This window comes from Bacillus haynesii, from assembly GCF_014042035.1.
In the GTDB taxonomy this organism is placed as follows: domain Bacteria; phylum Bacillota; class Bacilli; order Bacillales; family Bacillaceae; genus Bacillus; species Bacillus haynesii.
On record NZ_CP059494.1, the window covers coordinates 2,174,604 to 2,193,355 of the forward strand.

Below are 18,752 nucleotides of genomic sequence, written 5' to 3' on the forward strand. Positions count from 1 at the left end.
CCCAAAGCAAAAACCCCGGCACAGCGACCGGGGCATTGTCTTTCATAGGGTCTTTAGCATCATAGATTTTTCAAACATCAGGTCATCAAGGCTTTTAAATGTATATCCTTCTTTTTTCAAGTCAGTGATCGCCTGATCAAGCGCTTCTGCATTGTCTTTCGAGACGGTGTGAAGCAGATAGATGGCGCCGGGATGGGCCTGTTTCATCATATTGTCGTACGCATAGCGCCACCCTTTTTGGGCATTGATTTTCCAATCGACAAAAGCAACAGACCAGAATACCGTTTGGTAACCGAGCTTTTTCGCTTCTTCGAGCACCCGCTCGCTGAAAACGCCCCGAGGCGGCCTCAGGTAGAGATTGTCTTTTTCGCCTGTGATTTTGTAAACCTCCTCATCGACCGATTCCAATTCCTCTTGAATCACTCGGCTTGTTTTCGTCGTGAGATCCGGATGGTGATATGAATGATTCCCGATGATATGCCCCTCCTTGGCCATTCGCTTGATCAGCTCCGGCTGATCTTTGACAAAATGGCCCGTCACAAAAAAGGCCGCTTTGACGTTTTGTTTTTTCAGAACATCGAGCACGTGAGGGGTGTAGCCGTTTTCATAGCCGTTATCAAAGGTCAGATAGATCGTTTTTTCCTTTGTGTTGCCTAAATAAAAGGCGTCGTACTGCTGTAAAAGGTTGTTCAGCTCTTGTCCAGCATCTGCCGGCTGATGGTTTTTGCTTTTTGAAAAACCCCAATGGATCGCCTTGTTGGAAATCGCTTCAGCATTGCCGCTGAAGGCCAGCATTAGCAGGAATCCGCAGCATATGGCACAGATTCGTTTCATTATCTTCTCGCTCCCAGTTTTATTTTTTCTTATTGTGCAGAAGGACTGAGCATTTCATACTAAGCAACACTTGGAAAACAAAAAAACCGCGGCAGAGAATGCGCGGTTTTATTTCCAGTCTTTTTTAAAGCGCTCGTATTTGGCTTCCAAATCGTCGAGCATGCTGATCAGTCTGTCAATATCTTCAAGGTCGGTCGATTCCGGGTCTAAAGAATCGATGACTGACATAAACATATCCAATCTGTTTTTCAAATAATTGACTTGCTGTTCTTTGTCATGTACTGCGTTACCCATGATTCTCCTCCTTTTGTTCCTTTATCGTAGCCTATAAACGGCCTTTTTTCAATCATCCATGACTTGCATGCCTCAAGGATCAGGTCTAAAATGAATAGTTGGGCTATATTAGTATGTCCTATCATAAAGGAGTTAGATATGTCATGACAGAAAAAACGCAGGTTCGTCCGATCACCCCGGAATATGATCCGTGGGAAGCCTACATGGACGTTGACCAATTTGGAGATATACAGCTGACGAACGTTGAATTTACGACGACGACTCTTTGCAATATGCGCTGCGAGCACTGCGCCGTCGGGTATACGCTCCAGACGAAGGACCCGGACGCGCTGCCCGTCAGCCTTCTGTTGAAACGACTTGATGAGATTCCCCGCCTTCGTTCTTTAAGCATTACGGGCGGCGAGCCGATGCTCTCATTAAAATCTGTAAAGGAATATGTCGTTCCTTTATTAAAATACGCTCATGAACGCGGCGTGCGGACGCAGATCAACTCAAATTTGACGCTCGACATCGGCCGCTACGAACTGATCATTCCCTACCTGGATGTGCTTCATATTTCCCACAACTGGGGAACGGTCGAAGACTTTGCAGAAATCGGCTTCGCCATGATGGATAAAAAGCCGACCTTTGCCCAACGGGCGCGCTATTTCGAAAAAATGATCGAAAACAGCCGGACGCTAGTTGATGAAGGAGTCATGGTATCCGCCGAGACGATGCTCAACAAACGGACGCTCCCTCATATCGAGCATATTCACCGGCAAATTGTCGAAGACATGAAATGCCAGCGCCATGAGGTCCATCCGATGTATCCGAGCGACTTTGCAAGCGCGCTTGAATCTTTAAGCTTACAAGACATGAGGAAAGCGATCCATCGCCTTCTTGACATTCGCGACGAAAATACGTGGATGCTGTTCGGCACCCTGCCGTTTTACGCGTGCAGCCCTGATCCTGAAGATCACGCTCTTTTACAGCGGCTGCGCGAAGCGAAAAATGTCACCGTCAGAAACGATCCTGACGGCAGATCGCGCTTGAACGTCAATATTTTTGACGGCAATATCATCGTGACCGATTTCGGAGACACTCCGCCGCTTGGCAACATTCAAACAGACAGCCTGCCAAGCGCCTATGCGAAGTGGAAAAAAACAGAGCTTGCCAAGGAGCTTAATTGCCACTGCCCGCACGTCCGATGCCTCGGGCCGAATGTGCTCGTCAAAAACAGCTATTATCAAGATGTTGATTTTACTTCCAGAACAGCAAGAGTATGAAAAAAGCAAGCCGCAAAGGCTTGCTTTTTTATTTCGGCTGATGACTGAGCTGAAAGCCGAATGTGAGGTGATCCTGTACAGGAATCCAGGCGCCGATTCCTTGTGAGGTGATGTTTTTGACGACAAGCTTTCTTTTGTTGCCTTTTAATACGATGTACACTTCGCCGTAGGTGACTTTTCCTTTTTCATTGACGGCAGGTGCATAGGCGTGTAAATTTCCCAGTTTTTTCGGCTGCACTTTATAAATCTGATCGCGTTTTGTACCGGAGCCGACCACTGTTTCAAAGGCGAGCGGCAGCTTTGTTTTTTCCATGGCTTTAAGCATCATCATGTTTTTGACATCTTCCGCTTTCGGGACTTTAGCCGTTAAGCCGCCTTTGATTTTGCTCGTCTGTTCTTGGGAATACGTGAGTTCGGCAGGTGCTTTCCCGCCCCGGTTGTCAAAGCGGTTTGTGTTGATTTTGCGGTATTCCCAGTTCGCAACGGTTTCATTCGAGGTATACCCAAGCGCCCATCTGCCCAAATAAATCGTCGCCCGATAGCCGATTGCCAGCGGTGTGCCGGAAATGCTTGACTCATTCAGCATTTTGATCAGATGCGGATTTTCAATCGCAATATCGGTTGTTTTCAGCAGCTCTTCGGCTAGTTCGCTCGGCTGCAGCCTCGGCTGATCTTGAGAGGCGTTAGGGTATGTGTTCTCTTTGGAAATATTCGTGACAGAGCTTGGAATCTTGATCGGCTTGGCTGCATCAGCTTCCTGTACAGCGAAAAAACTAAAGGATAAAAACGCAGTCAGCGTAAAACACAAAAGCTTTTTCATACTATCACTCTTTCTGTTTCTTTTTCCTTATTGTTTTCCGGATGCTCTCTGTTTATCCCGATTTTTTTAAAGAAGGAAAAAACCGATTCCCATGATGATATAAGCGGCCAGCAATGTCGCGCCTTCAAACCAGTTCGTGTCCCCGTCGTTGGAAATGATGATCATCAAAAGAACGGCGGAAGCCATGGCAACCAGCTCCGGCAAGGTAAAGACGAGCGGCATGCTCGTTGGAAAAAACAAAGAGCTGATGACAAGAACAGGGGCGACAAACATCGCGATCTGAAGCGTTGATCCGATCGCAATTTCAACCGCGACATCCATTTTGTCCTTATAGGCCATAATGACGGCGGAAGCATGCTCTGCCGCGTTTCCGACGATCGCGACAATGATGACTCCGATGAAAAGCTCCGACCAGCCGAATTGTTCGGCCACCGTATCAAACGTATGGACGAGGTGCTCGGAAATGTAGGCGACGGCAACGGTTGCCAAAAATAAAACCAATGTTGCCCTCTTTCCCGACCATTCCGGCTCTTCATGCGATTCTTCCCGCTCATTTTGATTCGTCTGGTAAACCCCGCGGTGGCTGACAAGCTTGAAATAAAGCGCAGCCAGGTAAAGCAAAATCATGATGATGCTGATACCGACGCTCATCGACAGCTTCCTCGGCTCTGTCATTTCGGCTGAAAATACTTCAGGGATGACGAAAGCGACAATCACTGCGAACATGAGCAGACCTGAATTGTGTCTCGCATCATACACGTTGAATTCCTGGCGCTTATATTTCAGGCCCCCGATGAAAAATGACAGTCCGGCGACTAGGAGAAGGTTGCCGAGGACAGAGCCTGTCAGCGATGCGAGCACAATGCCGATCAGTCCTTCCCGCAACGCGAAAATCGAAATGATCAGCTCAACGGCGTTTCCGAACGTTGCATTTAAAAGGCCTCCGATCCTCGGTCCCGCAATGATCGCAAGGCTTTCGGTGGCTCTTCCCATATAGCTTGCAAGCGCGATGATGGTCAGGCAGTATATGATGAACAATAAAACCTGCGGCCAATGCAGAAGGCTCCCTGCGACAGAAAGGGGAACACCTGCAGCCATCATCCAAAAGAAAAAACGGCTCATTTTTCATTCCTCTTTTCTTTTTTGGTGTAGGTTATTTTTGTGCGAACTTTTCAGTTTATATACGGCATACTGATCTATTCCGCATTGGCGCAGGTTTTTAAACATCAGCGAATCTCAAATGTTTCGATGATGTCTATGCTGTTTTCAACAGACCTCACCATGGCGCAGTTTTTCAGCGCTATTTTCAGCGCCTTTTTGATTTGTTCTGTACCGAGGTTTTCTCCCTTCAATATGAAGTGGAGATGGATACTTTTGATGCGGCCCGCCTCTTCGGAAATACGTTCTTCTTTTGTCTCGATGGTCATATCTTTCAGCTGTATCCTTTTCTTTTCCAATATTTTATGAAGAACGGTTCCGCTGCATGCCGCAATCGAAGCGGCCAGCAATTGATAAGGCCTGAATCCCGCTTCTTCATTGCCTGATATCTTAAGCTTTCCATATTCCAGATCAGCCTCAAAGCCGTTCTGATTCCACACGATTTCCATGAATCACACCTCTTATGAAAGAAAAAGAAAAATCGCCTTGCCTAAAAACTTCTGAAAGTTGTACGATCAAAGAAGGATTACGGATAAGGAGAATCGGCCGATGACTAGATTTCACTTTTTCATTCTCGTTTTGATTGTCAGTATATCAGGTTTTTCGCAAGGGATGCTCCTTCCGGTCATCTCTGTTATTTTCGAACAGGAAGGCCATTCGGCCGCACTGAACGGGCTTCATGCGACAGGCCTCTACATCGGCGTCTTGATCGCTTCGCCGTTCATGGAAGCGCCGCTTCGCAGGCTCGGTTTTAAACCGCTGATTGTCATCGGCGGGGTGATGGTGTGCGCGAGTTTGTTCGCCTTTGTTTTTATTCAGTCGTTTATCGTTTGGTTCTTTTTGCGACTCTTGATCGGCATCGGGGATCATATGCTGCACTTTTCAACGCAAACTTGGGTGACCACATTATCGTCTAAAAAAAACCGCGGCCGCAATATCTCTTTGTACGGCCTTTCATTTGGTTTGGGATTTGCAGCGGGGCCATTTTTAACGCCGCTTGTCAACATCGCCCCGTCATTGCCGTTTATCGTCTCAGGTGCGTTCAGCCTGCTGGCGTGGCTGTTTATTTTTTGCCTTCAAAACGATTTTCCTGAGCAAAGCAGCTCTGAAAGCCACAGCGATAACAGCTTAAAGCGCTTCGTTCAAGCCTTTCTGCTTGGATGGGTCGCGTTTTTGCCGACGTTCGGCTACGGCTTTTTGGAAACCGCTCTGAACGGCAATTTTCCCGTCTATGCGCTCCGGTCGGGTATTTCCGTCGAAGGCGTATCGATCATTCTTCCGGCTTTTGCGATCGGCAGCATCGTCTTTCAGTATCCGCTCGGCGTGTTGAGCGACAAGTACGGAAGGCGAAATGTGCTTCTTGTCATATTGGCTGTCGGGGCAGGCTGCTTCTTTGCGGCGGGCTTTTCCGATTCCGTTCCCCTGCTTGCGGCATGTTTTTTCATAGCTGGAATGGCTGTGGGATCAACTTTTTCACTCGGCATCAGCTTTATGGCCGACCTTCTTCCAAAACGCCTTCTCCCGGCCGGAAACTTGATGTGCGGAATTACCTTCAGCTTCGGAAGCATTTTCGGCCCGGTTGCCGGCGGCTGGTATATGCAGACATTTCACAACAGCAACCTGTTTTATTTGATTACATGCGTGATGGTGTTGATCTGGATCGGGGTGCTCTTTGGCAAAACGAAGAAAAAAAGCGCTCTCGAACAATCTGAGGCGGCGCCAATGTAAAAAAAGCCGACTGCTTACAATAGGCAGCCGGCCTTTTAGAAACGTCAGGCAGTTTTAATGATATCCGTTTTGTCCGTTGGCGCTTCCGCTCGTTTTGTTTTTCGGACTTTGCTTTGAATTTTGTTTATTATGGCTGCCGCCTTTTTTCGTGTGTTTTGTCATGATGATCCCTCCGCTTTTGAACTCATGAATTGTTCTATTATAGATTGCTCATTTCCGCGGATTTTCTTCAGGAATGATTTTACGTTTATGTAAAAGGGCATTGATTTCCCCCCCCAGAATAATCATCATTCCGCTTAAATAAAACCAGATCATCAAGACGATGATGCCGCCGAGGCTTCCGTATGTCGCGCTGTAGTTTGCAAATTCGCTGACATAGTATGAGAACAGCACGCTGACGAGGATCCAGCCGGCGGTCGCTGCAACGGCTCCCGGAAGCACGAATTTAAATGACAGCCGCTTATTCGGGGCAAAAAAGTATAAAGCCGTAAAGACGATAAGCAGCACAATCGGGCTGATTCCCCAGCGGAGCGCTGACCATGCTGTTAGAAACATCTCCGGCGTACCGTCCAGATTGGCGATGAAATGGCCGATGGCCCTCCCGAATACGGGCAGAAGAAGTGCGACCAATATTGTGAAAACCATCGCGGCGGTCAGAAGGAGCGATGTCAGCCGAACCATAATGAAAGAGCGGTTTTCCTCGACTTCATAAGCATGGTTAAAAGCCCTGACAATCGCGTTCAATCCGTTTGATGCAGACCAGAGCGCCGCGATGATCCCGAAAGAAAGCAAGCCCCTGTTTCCTGTATTGAGCGTCTCTTCAATGACGGACATCGTGTCTTCTGGGGCATACTGTTCGATCAGTCCGATGACATCGCCCGTTTTGACAGGCAGGTAGCCGATCAAGGTCAATAGGAAAATCATAAACGGAAACAGGGACAGTAGGAAAAAGTAGGCAAGTTCCGCCGATTTGCTCGGCCCTTCATGAAGGAAAAAACGCCAAGCCAGCTCTTTCAAAAAACTCATTCTTTTTCCGGCTCCGTATGTCCTTTGGATCTGGCTGTGAAGTGATCCCTCGTTTCCTCGATCAAGCCGATCACTTTTGGCGTCGTCTCCTTCAGCTCTTTCACCTGTTGATTTAAGAAGTTCAAATCATCCGATATGGAAGCTGTCAGCTTTTTGGCTTCGTCCATTTTTTCTTTCACGCATTCGGTGAGCATGCCAGGATTTGCGCGGTAAAGGCGGACTTTGTTTTTGCACGCGGTAAGCTTTGCACCGCACGCTTCTCTAGTCGGTTTGTGCAGCAGTGACATAACCGCCCCGACCGAAGCGCCGAGGAGGATATTTCTGATGAAAACGCGGTCGTTTTTCATAAAAAATCTCTCCCTTCGTTTTTATAGATTGTGTTCTTTTCGAATGTCCTTCAGCAATTCGCTGCACCCTTTCGCGACGAGTTCGTATACCTCTTCAAAGTTCCCGGTGTAGTATGGATCAGGAACATCTGCCGTCTCACAGTCTTCAACATAGTCGAGCAGCCTCCGGATGACGGCTTTGCTCCCGTAGCCGGCAAGGCTTCGGACATGCCCTGCGTTTTCGGCATCCATTGCGATGATATAATCGAACGCTTCCGGGTCTTTGTCGGTAATTTGCCTCGCGTAAAGGCCTTCGCAGCTTATCTTTTTGTCAGACAGCAGCGACCGTGTGCCTTCATGAGGCGGTTTGCCAACATGCCAGCTTCCTGTGCCAGCCGAATCGGCTTCGATCCGGTCCTCCAGTCCGCTTTTTTTGAGCATGTCGTTAAATACGGCTTCTGCCATCGGAGATCGGCAAATATTGCCGAGGCAGACAAATAGCACTTTGATCATCAATCAGGAGCCTCCTCTATTCTTTCCCCACTTTTCAGAAAGAAAAAACACTTTTGCTTTTATACTAAAGATTTTTCTGTTTTTTTCAACTTTGGGAAGAAAAGATGACAATACTATTGACAAATCTAACAAACTTTCAGAATATTCTAGTTAGACACAAAATTAAAGGGGGATATTTCGCCTATGGATTTTATTTCACATATTGTAGATACAATGAACGGTTTTTTATGGGGACCTCCGCTTTTGATCCTCATCGTTGGAACGGGTATTTATTTGACTTTCAGGCTGGCTTTTTTGCAGATCAGACTTTTGCCTTACTCGTTAAAGCTTGCCTTTTCAAGACATCAAGATAAATCCTCCGAAGGCGATATTTCCCACTTTCAGGCGCTGATGACCGCCCTTGCCGCTACGGTCGGTACAGGGAATATCGTCGGTGTCGCCTCAGCTGTCATTGCCGGGGGGCCGGGCGCCGTGTTTTGGATGTGGCTCGCCGCCTTCTTCGGAATGGCGACGAAATATGCTGAAGCTGTGCTTGCCGTCAGATTCCGCGTGAAAGACAAAAACGGCGAAATGTCAGGCGGCCCGATGTATTATTTGGAACACGGCCTCAAGCAAAAGTGGCTTGGTGTGTTATTTGCCATATTCGGGGCGCTTGCCGCTTTCGGAATAGGTAATATGGTTCAGTCAAATTCTGTATCCGGAGTCATGAGCTCCACATTTTCCGTGCCTGCCTGGGTAACCGGCATCATTGTCACGTTTTTTACCGCCCTTGTCATTCTCGGGGGAATTAAAAGCATCGGCAGAGTCACCTCGCTGTTCGTGCCGATCATGGCTTTATTTTATGTCATCGCCGGATTGATCATTCTTGTCTCAAACTTTGAACTTGTCCCCGGCGCGGTCGGTTTAATTTTCTCTGATGCGTTTACCGGTCAAGCCGTGGCAGGAGGCGCAATCGGAACCGTGATCCGCTGGGGCGTGGCACGGGGCGTATTTTCAAATGAAGCAGGCCTCGGCTCAGCGCCGATCGCTGCAGCCGCGGCAAAAACCGATATGCCGGCCCGCCAGGCGCTTGTCTCTATGACTCAGGTTTTCATCGACACATTGATTGTCTGCTCGATTACGGGGATATCGATTGTCATGGGAAACATGTATTTGACAGAAAAAAACGATGCGCTGACATCGATGACATTCGCACATTTTCTTGGCCCTGCGGGATCGACAATCGTCGCGATTGGACTGCTGCTGTTCGCCTATTCGACGATTTTGGGCTGGTCGTACTACGGAGAAAAATGCTTTACCTACCTGTTGAATGAAAAATATGCGATCGTCTACCGTGTCATCTTTGTAATCGCCGTCTTTTTCGGAGCGGTCTTTAAAAATGACTTCGTCTGGGCGCTTGCCGATATGCTGAACGGTCTGATGGCAATTCCGAACCTGATCGGCCTGCTCGGTTTGACAGGCATTGTCATCTATGAGTCCAAACAGATCCTCGCCAAAATCAAAGCCGAAAAAGAGGAAAAGCAAAACAGCGTATCTGTTTAAGTCGGAGAAGATTTTTGACAGGCGTCCTTTTCTTCTCGCTTCATTCTGTTACAATAAAGACTACGAAATCAGTGAGAAAGGATGTGCCTTCTTGTCAGAGCAGAAAACAGCCGAGCTGAACAAAATGATCGAAGAGATCTCGCAAAAACTAAACATGCTGAACATCGGCGTCATTAAAGCTGAACACTTCAGCAATGAAAAGCTTGAAGATCTTGAATACCTGCATCAAATGGTGATGAAAAAGAAATCTTTCAGTCCGAGCGAAATGCAGGCAATCGCAGAGGAACTGGCTGCACTCCGAAAATAAACATAAAAAAGACCGGAAATCCATTCCGGTCTTTCAGATTGTTGACAAAAACCCAAAACGGCTTTTTGTTTTGGGTTTTTGTCATCCTTTAAGCTCAGCGTGATTGAAAACCCTTGCAGTCTAGGAAGGCCGAGCATCGGAAGCTGACTTTCACAGGATGTGATGACGGCGGCGTTCAGGCAGGACGCCTGGGCGGTTAGCCGCCGGTCCTTTTCCTATTCGTGAGCACCGACGCGCAGGCCTGACAACGAATGCGAGGGTTTGGCGACACGCTGAAAGACCGGAAATCTATTCCGGTCTTTTTTCATCAGCCAAGCAGCTTCAAAGATTCGCGTGTAAATGCAGGGATGTCGTCAGGCGTCCGGCTTGTGACAAGCTGGTTCTGGCAGACGACAACTTCCTCGTCTTTAAATTGAACACCGGCGTTTTCCAAATCGACTTTAATCGATGTGTAACCTGTTGCACTGCGTCCGTCCAGAGCCTTGGCGGTGATTAAAAGCTGCGGTCCGTGGCAGATCGCAAACACCGGTTTTTTGTCATCCATAAAGGATTTCGCAAACGATACGAAACGCTGGTCGGCTCTGAGGATATCCGGCGAAAATCCGCCCGGAATCAACAATGCGTCAAAATCAGCCGGGCTGACTTCATCAATGGACGCATCTGTTTCCACTTGCGCCTCGCCTTGCTTGCCTTTTAGCGTTTTGCCTTTCTCTTTTTCAATAACCGTAAGCTGGTGTCCGGCGTCTTTGAACGCTTTCGCAGGCTCGGTATACTCCGAATCCTCAAAGTAATCTGTCAGAACAACTGCAATTTTTTTACTCATATTGATCACCCTCCCAGAAGCTTCTGTCTACATAAATCCATTTACCCCTGCCACACTAAATAAAACATCCGCACGTTCCTCACAACAAATTACCTAAATCACCCGGCAGACATAGACAGACTTTGGAATCATTTTCTGAGTGTTTACAATATTCGAAACGAAAGTTCTACAAAACTTTACAAAAAGTTCTTACAATAGAAATTGTTACTCTAATCTGAAAGGTGGAGAAATGGTGGGAATACAGAAAAGTCGGTTTTCAGGGAAAAACATTCTCCGTATTCTGCTAACCTCAGTGATGATATTCAGTTTACTCATTCCAAACACCCAGACATATGCAGAAGAACAAAATGAACACCCGCTGATCAACCTCAGCATTTTGGGCACGACAGATATCCACGCCCATATCATGGATTATGACTACTATGCCGACAAAGAAACGGCTGAATTCGGACTGGCCCGCACGGCTCAGCTGATCGAAAAGTACCGGAGCCGGAATCCGAACACGATTCTTGTCGACAACGGCGACTTAATTCAAGGAAACCCTCTAGGGGAATACATCTTCAAACATGAACGTGAATCGATGATCTCCGGAACGAAAACACACCCGATCATTGATGTCATGAACAAACTGCACTATGACGCCGGCACGCTCGGAAACCATGAATTCAACTACGGCCTTGAATTCCTTGACGGTACGATAAAAGGCGCCGAATTTCCCATCGTCAATGCCAATATTAAAACACCGGACGGAAAGAACAAATATACGCCATATCATATTGAAGACCGGACGCTGACGGATGAAAGCGGCCAAAAGCACCAGCTTAAAGTCGGCTACATCGGCTTCGTTCCGCCGCAGATTTTAACATGGGATAAAAAGCACCTGGACGGCAAAATCACGGTGCAGGACATTACCGAATCAGCAAAAGAAACGATTCCGAAAATGAAGCAGGAAGGCGCCGACGTGATCATCGCGATCGCCCACTCCGGAATTGAAAATGGCGAACAGGCGGCGGGAGCAGAAAACGCCGTATATGACCTGGCTCTCAAGACGGAAGGAATAGATGCGATCATCTCCGGACACCAGCACGGTCTGTTCCCCGGCACCGACTATCCCGGAAATGGCGTGATCGACAATCAAAAAGGAACGATCAACGGCATCCCTGTCGTCATGCCGAAAAACTGGGGCAGCCATTTAGGAATCATCGATATGCAGCTTGAACAGAACGGCGGCAAATGGACAGTGAAAGATGCCAGCGCAAAAACGGAAGCGATTGCCGGAAATGTGACGTCGCGAAACGGAACCGTCGTTTCCGCGATTAAAGACACGCACGAAAAAACGCTCGAATACGTCCGCGCGCCGGTTGGCCAAACGGAAGCCGATATTAACAGCTTTTTCGCACAGGTAAAAGACGACCCTTCGATCCAGATTGTCACAGACGCACAAAAATGGTATGCGGAAGATGTCATAAAGGGAACGGAGTACGAAAACCTGCCGATTTTATCAGCGGGCGCGCCGTTTAAAGCAGGAGGACGCAACGGTGCTGATTATTATACAAACATTAAAGCAGGAAATCTTGCGATCAAAAACATCGGCGATTTGTATTTGTACGACAATACGCTCTATATCGTCAAGCTGACGGGAAGCGAAGTGAAGGACTGGATCGAAATGTCGGCCGGGCAGTTCAACCAGATCGATCCTTCAAAATCGGGCGAACAGGCGCTCCTCAACCCCGATTTCAGGTCGTATAATTTCGATGTCATTGATGGTGTGACCTACCAGATCGATGTCACACAACCGGCAAAATACAATGCGTCAGGCGGGGTGAAAAATCCGCAGGCGAACCGCGTCAAACAGTTGTCTTACAACGGAAAACCGGTCCGCGACGACCAGGAATTTCTTGTGGTCACAAATAATTACCGTGCGTCCGGGGGCGGCGGATTCCCGCATCTGACTCAGGACAAAGTCGTTTATGCGGCAGCTGATGAAAACAGGCAGGTGCTCATGAACTACATCATGGAAAAGAAAACGGTCAATCCTGCCGCCGACAACAACTGGTCGATCGCTCCGATTAAAGGAGCCGATGTAACATTCGAATCTTCCCTCCTCGCCAAACCGTTTGCTGAAAAAGCGAAGGACATCGATTTTGTCAGGGAATCCGAAAACAACGGATATGGCGTCTATAAGCTGAACTTTGACGGTTCAGAGCCTCCAGTTGATGATGGAAACTGGACGTTAACAGTCATGCACACGAACGACACTCACGCCCACCTTGATGAGGCGGCAAGGCGCGCTGCCAAAGTGAAAGAAATCCGCAGTGAAACAGAAAACAATGTGCTGCTCGATGCCGGCGATGTCTTTTCCGGTGATCTGTATTTTACGAAATGGAACGGACTCGCCGATTTGAAACTGATGAACATGATGGGCTATGACGCCATGACCTTCGGCAACCATGAATTTGATAAGGGGCCTAAGGTGCTCGCAGACTTTCTCAACGGAAACGATGCAGCCGTCGATCCGTTAAACAGACATCAGCTGGAAAAGCCCGATTTTCCGATCGTCAGCTCCAATGTCGATGTATCAAAAGAGCCTCAGCTACGAAGCTTTCAAAAAGAGCCTGCAGTCTTAACAGCGGGGAAAAAGAAAGAAAGCGGCATCTATCCTTATATTCTACTTGATGTAAACGGCGAACAAGTCGGCGTATTCGGCCTGACGACGGAAGATACGTCATATACGTCAAGCCCTGGTCCGAACATTGCGTTTCATGACGCTTATCAGTCAGCGGAGAAAACGGTCAAGGAACTGAAAGAAAAAGAAAAGGTCAACAAAATTATCGCCCTCACCCACCTCGGCTACAATCGGGATCTGGAGCTTGCCAAAAAAGTGAAGGGCATCGATTTGATTATCGGCGGGCATACGCATACACTCGTCGATCACTTGAAAGTAGTGGAGAGCGAAGAACCGACAATCGTCGCCCAGGTGAAAGACTACGGGCAGTTTTTGGGAAGGGTCGATGTTGTGTTTGATGAGAACGGCGTCGTTCAAACGGACCAATCAAAGTTCAATTTGATCGCGATCGACGACAAGGTGGACGAAGACCCTCCTGCGAAAGAAGTGCTTGACGGCTTTAAAGAAGATATTGACGAACTGAAAAAGAAAAAAGTAGGCTATGCCGATGTCCCGCTTGACGGAAAACGCGAGCATGTCCGCTCAAAAGAAACGAACCTCGGCAATTTTATCGCGGACGGCATGCTGAAGAAAGCAAAACAAGCAGGCGGCGCTGACATCGCAATCACAAACGGCGGCGGAATCAGAAGCGGTATTGCCAAAGGCGAAATCACACTTGGCGATGTGCTGACAGTCATGCCGTTCGGCAACACCCTCTATACCGCTGATTTGACGGGGGCGCAAATTAAAGAAGCGCTTGAGCACGGGGTGAGCCAAGTCGAAGAAGGCGGAGGCGCGTTTCCGCATGTCGCGGGTTTATCCTTCACCTTTACACTGAGCAAGCCAAAAGGTGAGCGCATCCTCGATGTGAACCTCGTCAATGACAAAGGAGACGCTGTTCCGCTCGATTTGGACAAAACCTACCGTGTCGCTACAAATAACTTCATGGGCGGCGGCGGAGACGGCTATTCCGTTTTTAAAGAAGCGAAAAACGGTGTCGATCTCGGCTTTACCGATTACGACATTTTTACAGAACAGCTTGCCTTATACGATTCTGTTTCACCGAACATCGAAAACAGAATCACAGAAGTTTTCCTTCCTGACCGTCAGGCAGACGGCACTTGGACGCTTGCGGAAAAGCCGTTCGAAACATACGCGAAAAACGCAAATCAGGTGATTGCCTATTTCCCTGACACAGAAAAGGAACACATCAAGCTGAATATGACAAAAGCACAGACTGACCTTGTGAAAGAAAGAACTGATGATCCAAGTATCACCTTGAAAAACGATCGCATTGCGATGCAGCTTCCAGCCGTTAATCTGGCAAGCGAAAAGACAAAAATCAGCATTAAAATCGCCAAGGATATCAAACAGGCGGTCACAAAGGTATATGATTTCAACATTCAGCAGAATGGAAAAGCGGTCAGCACATTTAAAGAGCCTGTCGGACTGTTTTTCCAAGTTGATGCTCCTGACAAACATTTGAGCGTCTATTATGTCGACCGCAAAAACAACAGCTTCACAAAAGTGACAAACGGCTATACGAAAGGCCGTACCGTTGCAGGCTATGTCGACCATTTCAGCGAGTATACCGTGATGAATGACAATGCCGGGTCTCCTTCACTTCCGCCGGGTTCCGGCGATGATGACGGTCCGGATGGCGGCAGCGGCGGTGAACCCCCTGCTTCGCCCGGCGCCGGAAGCGGCGGGTCGGATGACGGAAATGAACCATCCGATGGTTCAAACGGCGGATTTTTGCCTGACACCGCTTCAAACGCCTATCATTGGCTGATGCTCGGCCTGCTGCTGCTTATATTCGGAAGCGGCCTGTACCTTTACCAAAGGAAGCGGCGCAAACTTCAAATCTAAATATAAAAAAAGTGCGGTCTGCTCATGCAGAACCGCACTTTTCTTATTCAACCCATTTCACGATTTGATCAAGCGCCCGTCTCGTCTTAGGACGCGGCTCTTTCACGCGGTATCCGAAAGCGGCCATGACTGAGATGTCAAAGCGGCCGTCCTCCAACAATCCTTCTTTTTCAAGGATGTCGTGGACTTTGTCGTAGTTAAAGCCTTCAATCGGGCAGGAGTCAATACCGATCAAGGAAGCCGCCGTCATCATGTTGGCAAGCGCGATGTACGTTTGCTTTGATACCCAGTCAAACATCGCTCTGTCGCTTTCGTACAAATGAAAATCGCCGTCTTGGAAACTTTCCAGAACTCCGTCTTCTTTCAGCATATTTTCAATGATCTCCTCCGGCATTTTTTTCACATGCTTTAATTGATCTGCAACATAGCCGGAATCACGTCGCATTTCTTTAGCTGTGCGCCCGAGCAGCAAAACGAAATGGCTGGCTGTCGGAAGCTGTCCTTGTGCGCCCCATGAGACTTGGCGCAGTTTTTCACGCAGCTCTTTATTTTGGACGACGACAAATTTCCACGGTTCGAGGCCGACCGAGCTTGGCGACAGTCTGCCCGCTTCTAAAATGAACTGAAAATCCTCATCTGATATCTTTCTGTCCGGATCAAATTCTTTTGTCGCGTGTCTAAATTGGAATGCGTCAAGAATCTCCTGCTTCTTGGATTGCTCTGTCATGTTCTGTTCTCTCCTTTTGTCTATAGTTTATATTCCTTTCTTAATTTCATTCTAATCATTATAATAGCAATAAGAAAGTACGCACATTTTTGTGGCATAGTATCATTTTTTATACTAAGGAGAGAGGAAAATGAAAAAGTATCCGGCAGCATGCGAAGCACCGGACGGTTATTCATGCCCGGTGGAAGCAACGATCGATATCATCGGCGGTAAATGGAAAAGCGTCATTTTGTATCACTTGATCGATGATAAAAAACGCTTTAATGAGATGCGGCGCTTAATTCCCGCCGTGACACAGCGGATGCTGACCCTCCAGCTCCGCGAACTTGAGCGCGACGGCATCGTCTGCCGCACGATTTATAAGCAGGTTCCTCCGAAAGTCGAGTACAGTTTAACCGAGTTCGGCAAGACGCTGATCCCGATCATCAGTCAAATGATGAATTGGGGAACGTCCTATGCCGGCAAAATCAAGGAAGCGCGTCAAAGATCGGCTGCGGCTGAAAAGCTGGAATCGCAAGGCTAATTGGCCGGCTCGATTTTCAAAAGAAAGTCTTTGATCTTGCTTAAGTATTCTTCAGGATTGTGGCGAAATCCGCCGACATGTCCCGCGCCTTCAATCAAATACAGTTTCTTGAACCCTTTTTTCCGCTCATACAAGCTTTTAGCCATTTCCGGGGGAACAAGCTGATCATTTGTGCCGTGGATGATAAACAGCGGCGTGTCTGACTGCTCAAGATTGCTGACCGGCGATATGTCGGCAAGGCTCCAGCCGTGGCGCCGTTTGATCAGCCCGCTTGCCAACGGGATGAGAAACGGCACGGACAATTTGACGGCGGCTTTCAGCTGAAAGCGGCATAGCTCTGTTAAATCGCTGAAGCAAGAATCGGCAATACAAAACTTGATTCTCCGGTCCTGTTTCATCAGCTCGATGGCAGCCGCCGCTCCGAGCGATTCGCCAAGCACCCCGATCCAAAGATCTTTGCCGAACCTGTTCTCAAGCTCGTCAGCCCACCTCGCCAAATCGTTCTTTTCGTAAAACCCGTAGGAAACGTGTGAACCGCCGCTCAACCCGTGGCACCTGCTGTCGCAAAGCAGGACATTGTAGCCGATGGACTGAAACAGCTCGACGTATTTATACCCTCCAAACAGAGACCACTTGATGCCGTGGGAGATGATGACGGCTTTCCTGCTCTTTTGAACGGGAAAAAGCAGCGCATGCAGCCGGCATCCATCCCCCGCCGTCAAAAACAGCTCTTCTTTGTCGTGTGATTCAAACACGTCATCGATGATTTCGCCGTGTTTGAGTCCGCTGAAAAAGGTTTCTTCATATGCGCTCCGATTCGGCAAAACAAACAAATAGCTGACAATCAGACTGACGGCAAAAATACTGATCCCAATTCCAAAGACCATCAACAAAATTCCGATCCACACGGCCCTCACCCTTTACGTTCTTGTTTAAACTTATTGTATTCCGAACGTGTCTGGGCGTGAGTCGCGGCAGAAAAATTGACGTCAAGAGCGCCCGTTTCCGAGCTGGATGACTTTCGCTTTTCCGGCTGCTTCCCTCAGCACACCTCTCGTATCAAATATCACGTTTGCATAGTTTAACAACAGCTCTTTCGGGAGTGCATCATGATCGGTCAAAACGACAACACAGTCGTACTCTTTCAGCATCTTTGAATCTATCGGCATGCTTGCTAGTTTTTTGCCGCTGAGGTCGAGATCAGGAACGTGCGGATCATGGTAGGAAACATCAGCTCCCATGCCGATCAGCTTCTCTATAATGTCAAGCGATTTTGATTCGCGGACATCCGCTATATTTCGTTTATAGGTGACGCCGTAGATTAAAATGCGGGCGTCTGTCGCCTTGTCTTTACCTGCCAGTTGCAAGGAACGCTCTGCGATATAGCGGACGATTCTTTCATTTGTCGCTTCCGACAGCTCGATAAAGTCGCTCGATAAACCGCTTTGTTTCATGACAAACTGCAAATACAGCGGGTCGACAGGGATGCAATGGCCGCCGATGCCGGGGCCTGGATAAAACGCTGCAAACCCGTACGGCTTTGTGCTTGCCGCTTCGATGACTTCCCACACATTCACCCCGAGCCTATCGCACATCATCGCGAATTCATTAATAAATGAAATATTAATAAACCGGTACGTATTTTCGAGCAGCTTTGTCAGCTCCGCTGTTTCAGGCGATGTAACAGGCACAACCTCTTCATAAATGCCGCTGTATAACTGATGCACCTTTTCAAGGCATGCCTCCGTCGCTCCTCCCACTACCTTCGGCACGACTTCAATCGGGAACTGATTGCCCGGATCAACGCGTTCTGGAGAATAAGCCAAATAAAAATCCTTTCCGCATACAAGGCCGCTTTTTTCCAAGATCGGTTTGACGATGTCCCTTGTCGTACCCGGATATGTCGAGCTTTCCAACACGACGAGCTGCCCTTTTTTCAAATGCGCTCCAATCGATTGTGCCGCTCCTTTCACATAATTCAAATCAGGACCCGCATCATCATTCAGCGGCGTCGGTACGCAGATGATGACGGCATCCGCTTCACCGATTAAACCATAGTCCGAAACAGGACGAAAGAAACCGGTGCCTATTCCGTCCTGCACCGCTTGATCGTTTATATCTGAAATATAGCTGTTTCCTTTCCGTAATGCCTCGACTTTCTTTTTGTCCAAATCAACACCGATAACTCGAATTCCTTTTGATATCAACAACATGGCTAAGGGCAGACCGACAAACCCCAAGCCGATGACCGCTATCGTTTCGTTATGCATTTCCTGTTTGCTCATTTATCAAATCGCCCCTTCTCTACATTCCTTTAATAAACTATGTTTCA

18 protein-coding genes are annotated in these 18,752 nt (G+C 48.1%); 6 read left to right on the top strand and 12 right to left on the bottom strand.

Translation table 11 applies throughout. The annotated features are described in order from the left end of the window. Nucleotides 1-42 precede the first annotated feature (42 nt). Nucleotides 43-834: a delta-lactam-biosynthetic de-N-acetylase gene (pdaA, locus tag H2R00_RS10880; RefSeq protein ID WP_154996819.1), complete on the bottom strand. Its 792-nt coding sequence runs from the start codon at nt 832-834 to the stop codon at nt 43-45. A 108-nt stretch (nt 835-942) separates the two neighbouring features. After that, on the bottom strand, nt 943-1,128 hold the full coding sequence (locus tag H2R00_RS10885; RefSeq protein ID WP_003179806.1) for an SE1561 family protein: 186 nt from the start codon (nt 1,126-1,128) through the stop codon (nt 943-945). A gap of 143 nt (nt 1,129-1,271) precedes the next feature. On the opposite strand from H2R00_RS10885, the gene yfkAB reads away from it, so the two are divergent. Beyond that, a complete protein-coding gene (gene yfkAB / locus H2R00_RS10890) occupies nt 1,272-2,393 on the top strand; it encodes a radical SAM/CxCxxxxC motif protein YfkAB (RefSeq protein WP_182068995.1) in 1,122 nt (373 codons plus the stop codon). Between the two features lie 28 nt (nt 2,394-2,421). Here yfkAB and H2R00_RS10895 read toward each other — a convergent pair whose 3' ends face one another. The 3 genes from H2R00_RS10895 to H2R00_RS10905 all read right to left on the bottom strand — a co-directional run bounded on the left by H2R00_RS10895 (nt 2,422) and on the right by H2R00_RS10905 (nt 4,820). Next, nucleotides 2,422-3,213 (bottom strand): YfkD famly protein, encoded by a 792-nt coding sequence (locus H2R00_RS10895; protein ID WP_003179802.1) that lies wholly within the window; start codon nt 3,211-3,213, stop codon nt 2,422-2,424. 66 nt (nt 3,214-3,279) lie between these two features. Continuing rightward, nucleotides 3,280-4,335 carry a calcium/proton exchanger gene (cax, locus tag H2R00_RS10900; protein WP_182068997.1) on the bottom strand — a complete coding sequence of 352 codons (1,056 nt, stop codon included), beginning with the start codon at nt 4,333-4,335 and terminating at the stop codon, nt 3,280-3,282. Nucleotides 4,336-4,439: 104 nt separating this feature from the next. Then, nucleotides 4,440-4,820, bottom strand: coding sequence for an OsmC family protein (locus tag H2R00_RS10905; protein ID WP_154998637.1), 381 nt, complete (start codon nt 4,818-4,820; stop codon nt 4,440-4,442). 100 nt (nt 4,821-4,920) lie between these two features. On the opposite strand from H2R00_RS10905, the gene H2R00_RS10910 reads away from it, so the two are divergent. After that, entirely contained in the window at nt 4,921-6,099 is a 1,179-nt protein-coding gene (locus H2R00_RS10910) for an MFS transporter (protein ID WP_182068999.1), read from the top strand. A 210-nt stretch (nt 6,100-6,309) separates the two neighbouring features. On the opposite strand, the gene H2R00_RS10915 is transcribed toward H2R00_RS10910, so the two are convergent. From H2R00_RS10915 to H2R00_RS10925, 3 genes are read right to left on the bottom strand one after another with little or no spacing between them, the layout of a single operon-like run. After that, nucleotides 6,310-7,125: a YihY/virulence factor BrkB family protein gene (locus tag H2R00_RS10915; RefSeq protein ID WP_154998633.1), complete on the bottom strand. Its 816-nt coding sequence runs from the start codon at nt 7,123-7,125 to the stop codon at nt 6,310-6,312. Continuing rightward, complete coding sequence (locus tag H2R00_RS10920; RefSeq protein WP_154998631.1) at nt 7,122-7,472, bottom strand: hypothetical protein; 351 nt, start codon at nt 7,470-7,472, stop codon at nt 7,122-7,124. Before H2R00_RS10920 ends, H2R00_RS10915 begins: the two co-directional genes overlap by 4 nt. A gap of 21 nt (nt 7,473-7,493) precedes the next feature. Next, nucleotides 7,494-7,964 (bottom strand): low molecular weight protein-tyrosine-phosphatase, encoded by a 471-nt coding sequence (locus H2R00_RS10925; RefSeq protein WP_182069001.1) that lies wholly within the window; start codon nt 7,962-7,964, stop codon nt 7,494-7,496. Nucleotides 7,965-8,147: 183 nt separating this feature from the next. On the opposite strand from H2R00_RS10925, the gene H2R00_RS10930 reads away from it, so the two are divergent. Beyond that, nucleotides 8,148-9,506: an alanine/glycine:cation symporter family protein gene (locus H2R00_RS10930; RefSeq protein ID WP_154998627.1), complete on the top strand. Its 1,359-nt coding sequence runs from the start codon at nt 8,148-8,150 to the stop codon at nt 9,504-9,506. Nucleotides 9,507-9,630: 124 nt separating this feature from the next. Then, on the top strand, nt 9,631-9,813 hold the full coding sequence (locus tag H2R00_RS10935) for a DUF1128 domain-containing protein (RefSeq protein WP_234113160.1): 183 nt from the start codon (nt 9,631-9,633) through the stop codon (nt 9,811-9,813). 307 nt (nt 9,814-10,120) lie between these two features. Here the strand turns inward: H2R00_RS10935 and H2R00_RS10940 are convergent, their stop codons facing one another. Further along, nucleotides 10,121-10,636, bottom strand: coding sequence for a type 1 glutamine amidotransferase domain-containing protein (locus tag H2R00_RS10940; protein WP_182069003.1), 516 nt, complete (start codon nt 10,634-10,636; stop codon nt 10,121-10,123). A 232-nt stretch (nt 10,637-10,868) separates the two neighbouring features. On the opposite strand from H2R00_RS10940, the gene H2R00_RS10945 reads away from it, so the two are divergent. Further along, nucleotides 10,869-15,170: a multifunctional 2',3'-cyclic-nucleotide 2'-phosphodiesterase/3'-nucleotidase/5'-nucleotidase gene (locus tag H2R00_RS10945; RefSeq protein WP_483398309.1), complete on the top strand. Its 4,302-nt coding sequence runs from the start codon at nt 10,869-10,871 to the stop codon at nt 15,168-15,170. 43 nt (nt 15,171-15,213) lie between these two features. Here the strand turns inward: H2R00_RS10945 and H2R00_RS10950 are convergent, their stop codons facing one another. Further along, nucleotides 15,214-15,897, bottom strand: coding sequence for an NAD(P)H-dependent oxidoreductase (locus H2R00_RS10950; RefSeq protein WP_154998620.1), 684 nt, complete (start codon nt 15,895-15,897; stop codon nt 15,214-15,216). A gap of 130 nt (nt 15,898-16,027) precedes the next feature. On the opposite strand from H2R00_RS10950, the gene H2R00_RS10955 reads away from it, so the two are divergent. Next, the gene (locus tag H2R00_RS10955; protein ID WP_154998618.1) at nt 16,028-16,420 is read left to right on the top strand and encodes a winged helix-turn-helix transcriptional regulator; all 393 of its coding nucleotides are present in this window, start codon (nt 16,028-16,030) and stop codon (nt 16,418-16,420) included. Here the strand turns inward: H2R00_RS10955 and H2R00_RS10960 are convergent. Both H2R00_RS10960 and H2R00_RS10965 read right to left on the bottom strand, forming a co-directional pair. After that, on the bottom strand, nt 16,417-17,328 hold the full coding sequence (locus tag H2R00_RS10960; RefSeq protein WP_154998616.1) for an alpha/beta hydrolase: 912 nt from the start codon (nt 17,326-17,328) through the stop codon (nt 16,417-16,419). The genes H2R00_RS10955 and H2R00_RS10960 overlap by 4 nt on opposite strands. Nucleotides 17,329-17,409: 81 nt before the next feature. Further along, nucleotides 17,410-18,705 (bottom strand): nucleotide sugar dehydrogenase, encoded by a 1,296-nt coding sequence (locus H2R00_RS10965; protein ID WP_154998614.1) that lies wholly within the window; start codon nt 18,703-18,705, stop codon nt 17,410-17,412. Nucleotides 18,706-18,752 lie beyond the last annotated feature (47 nt).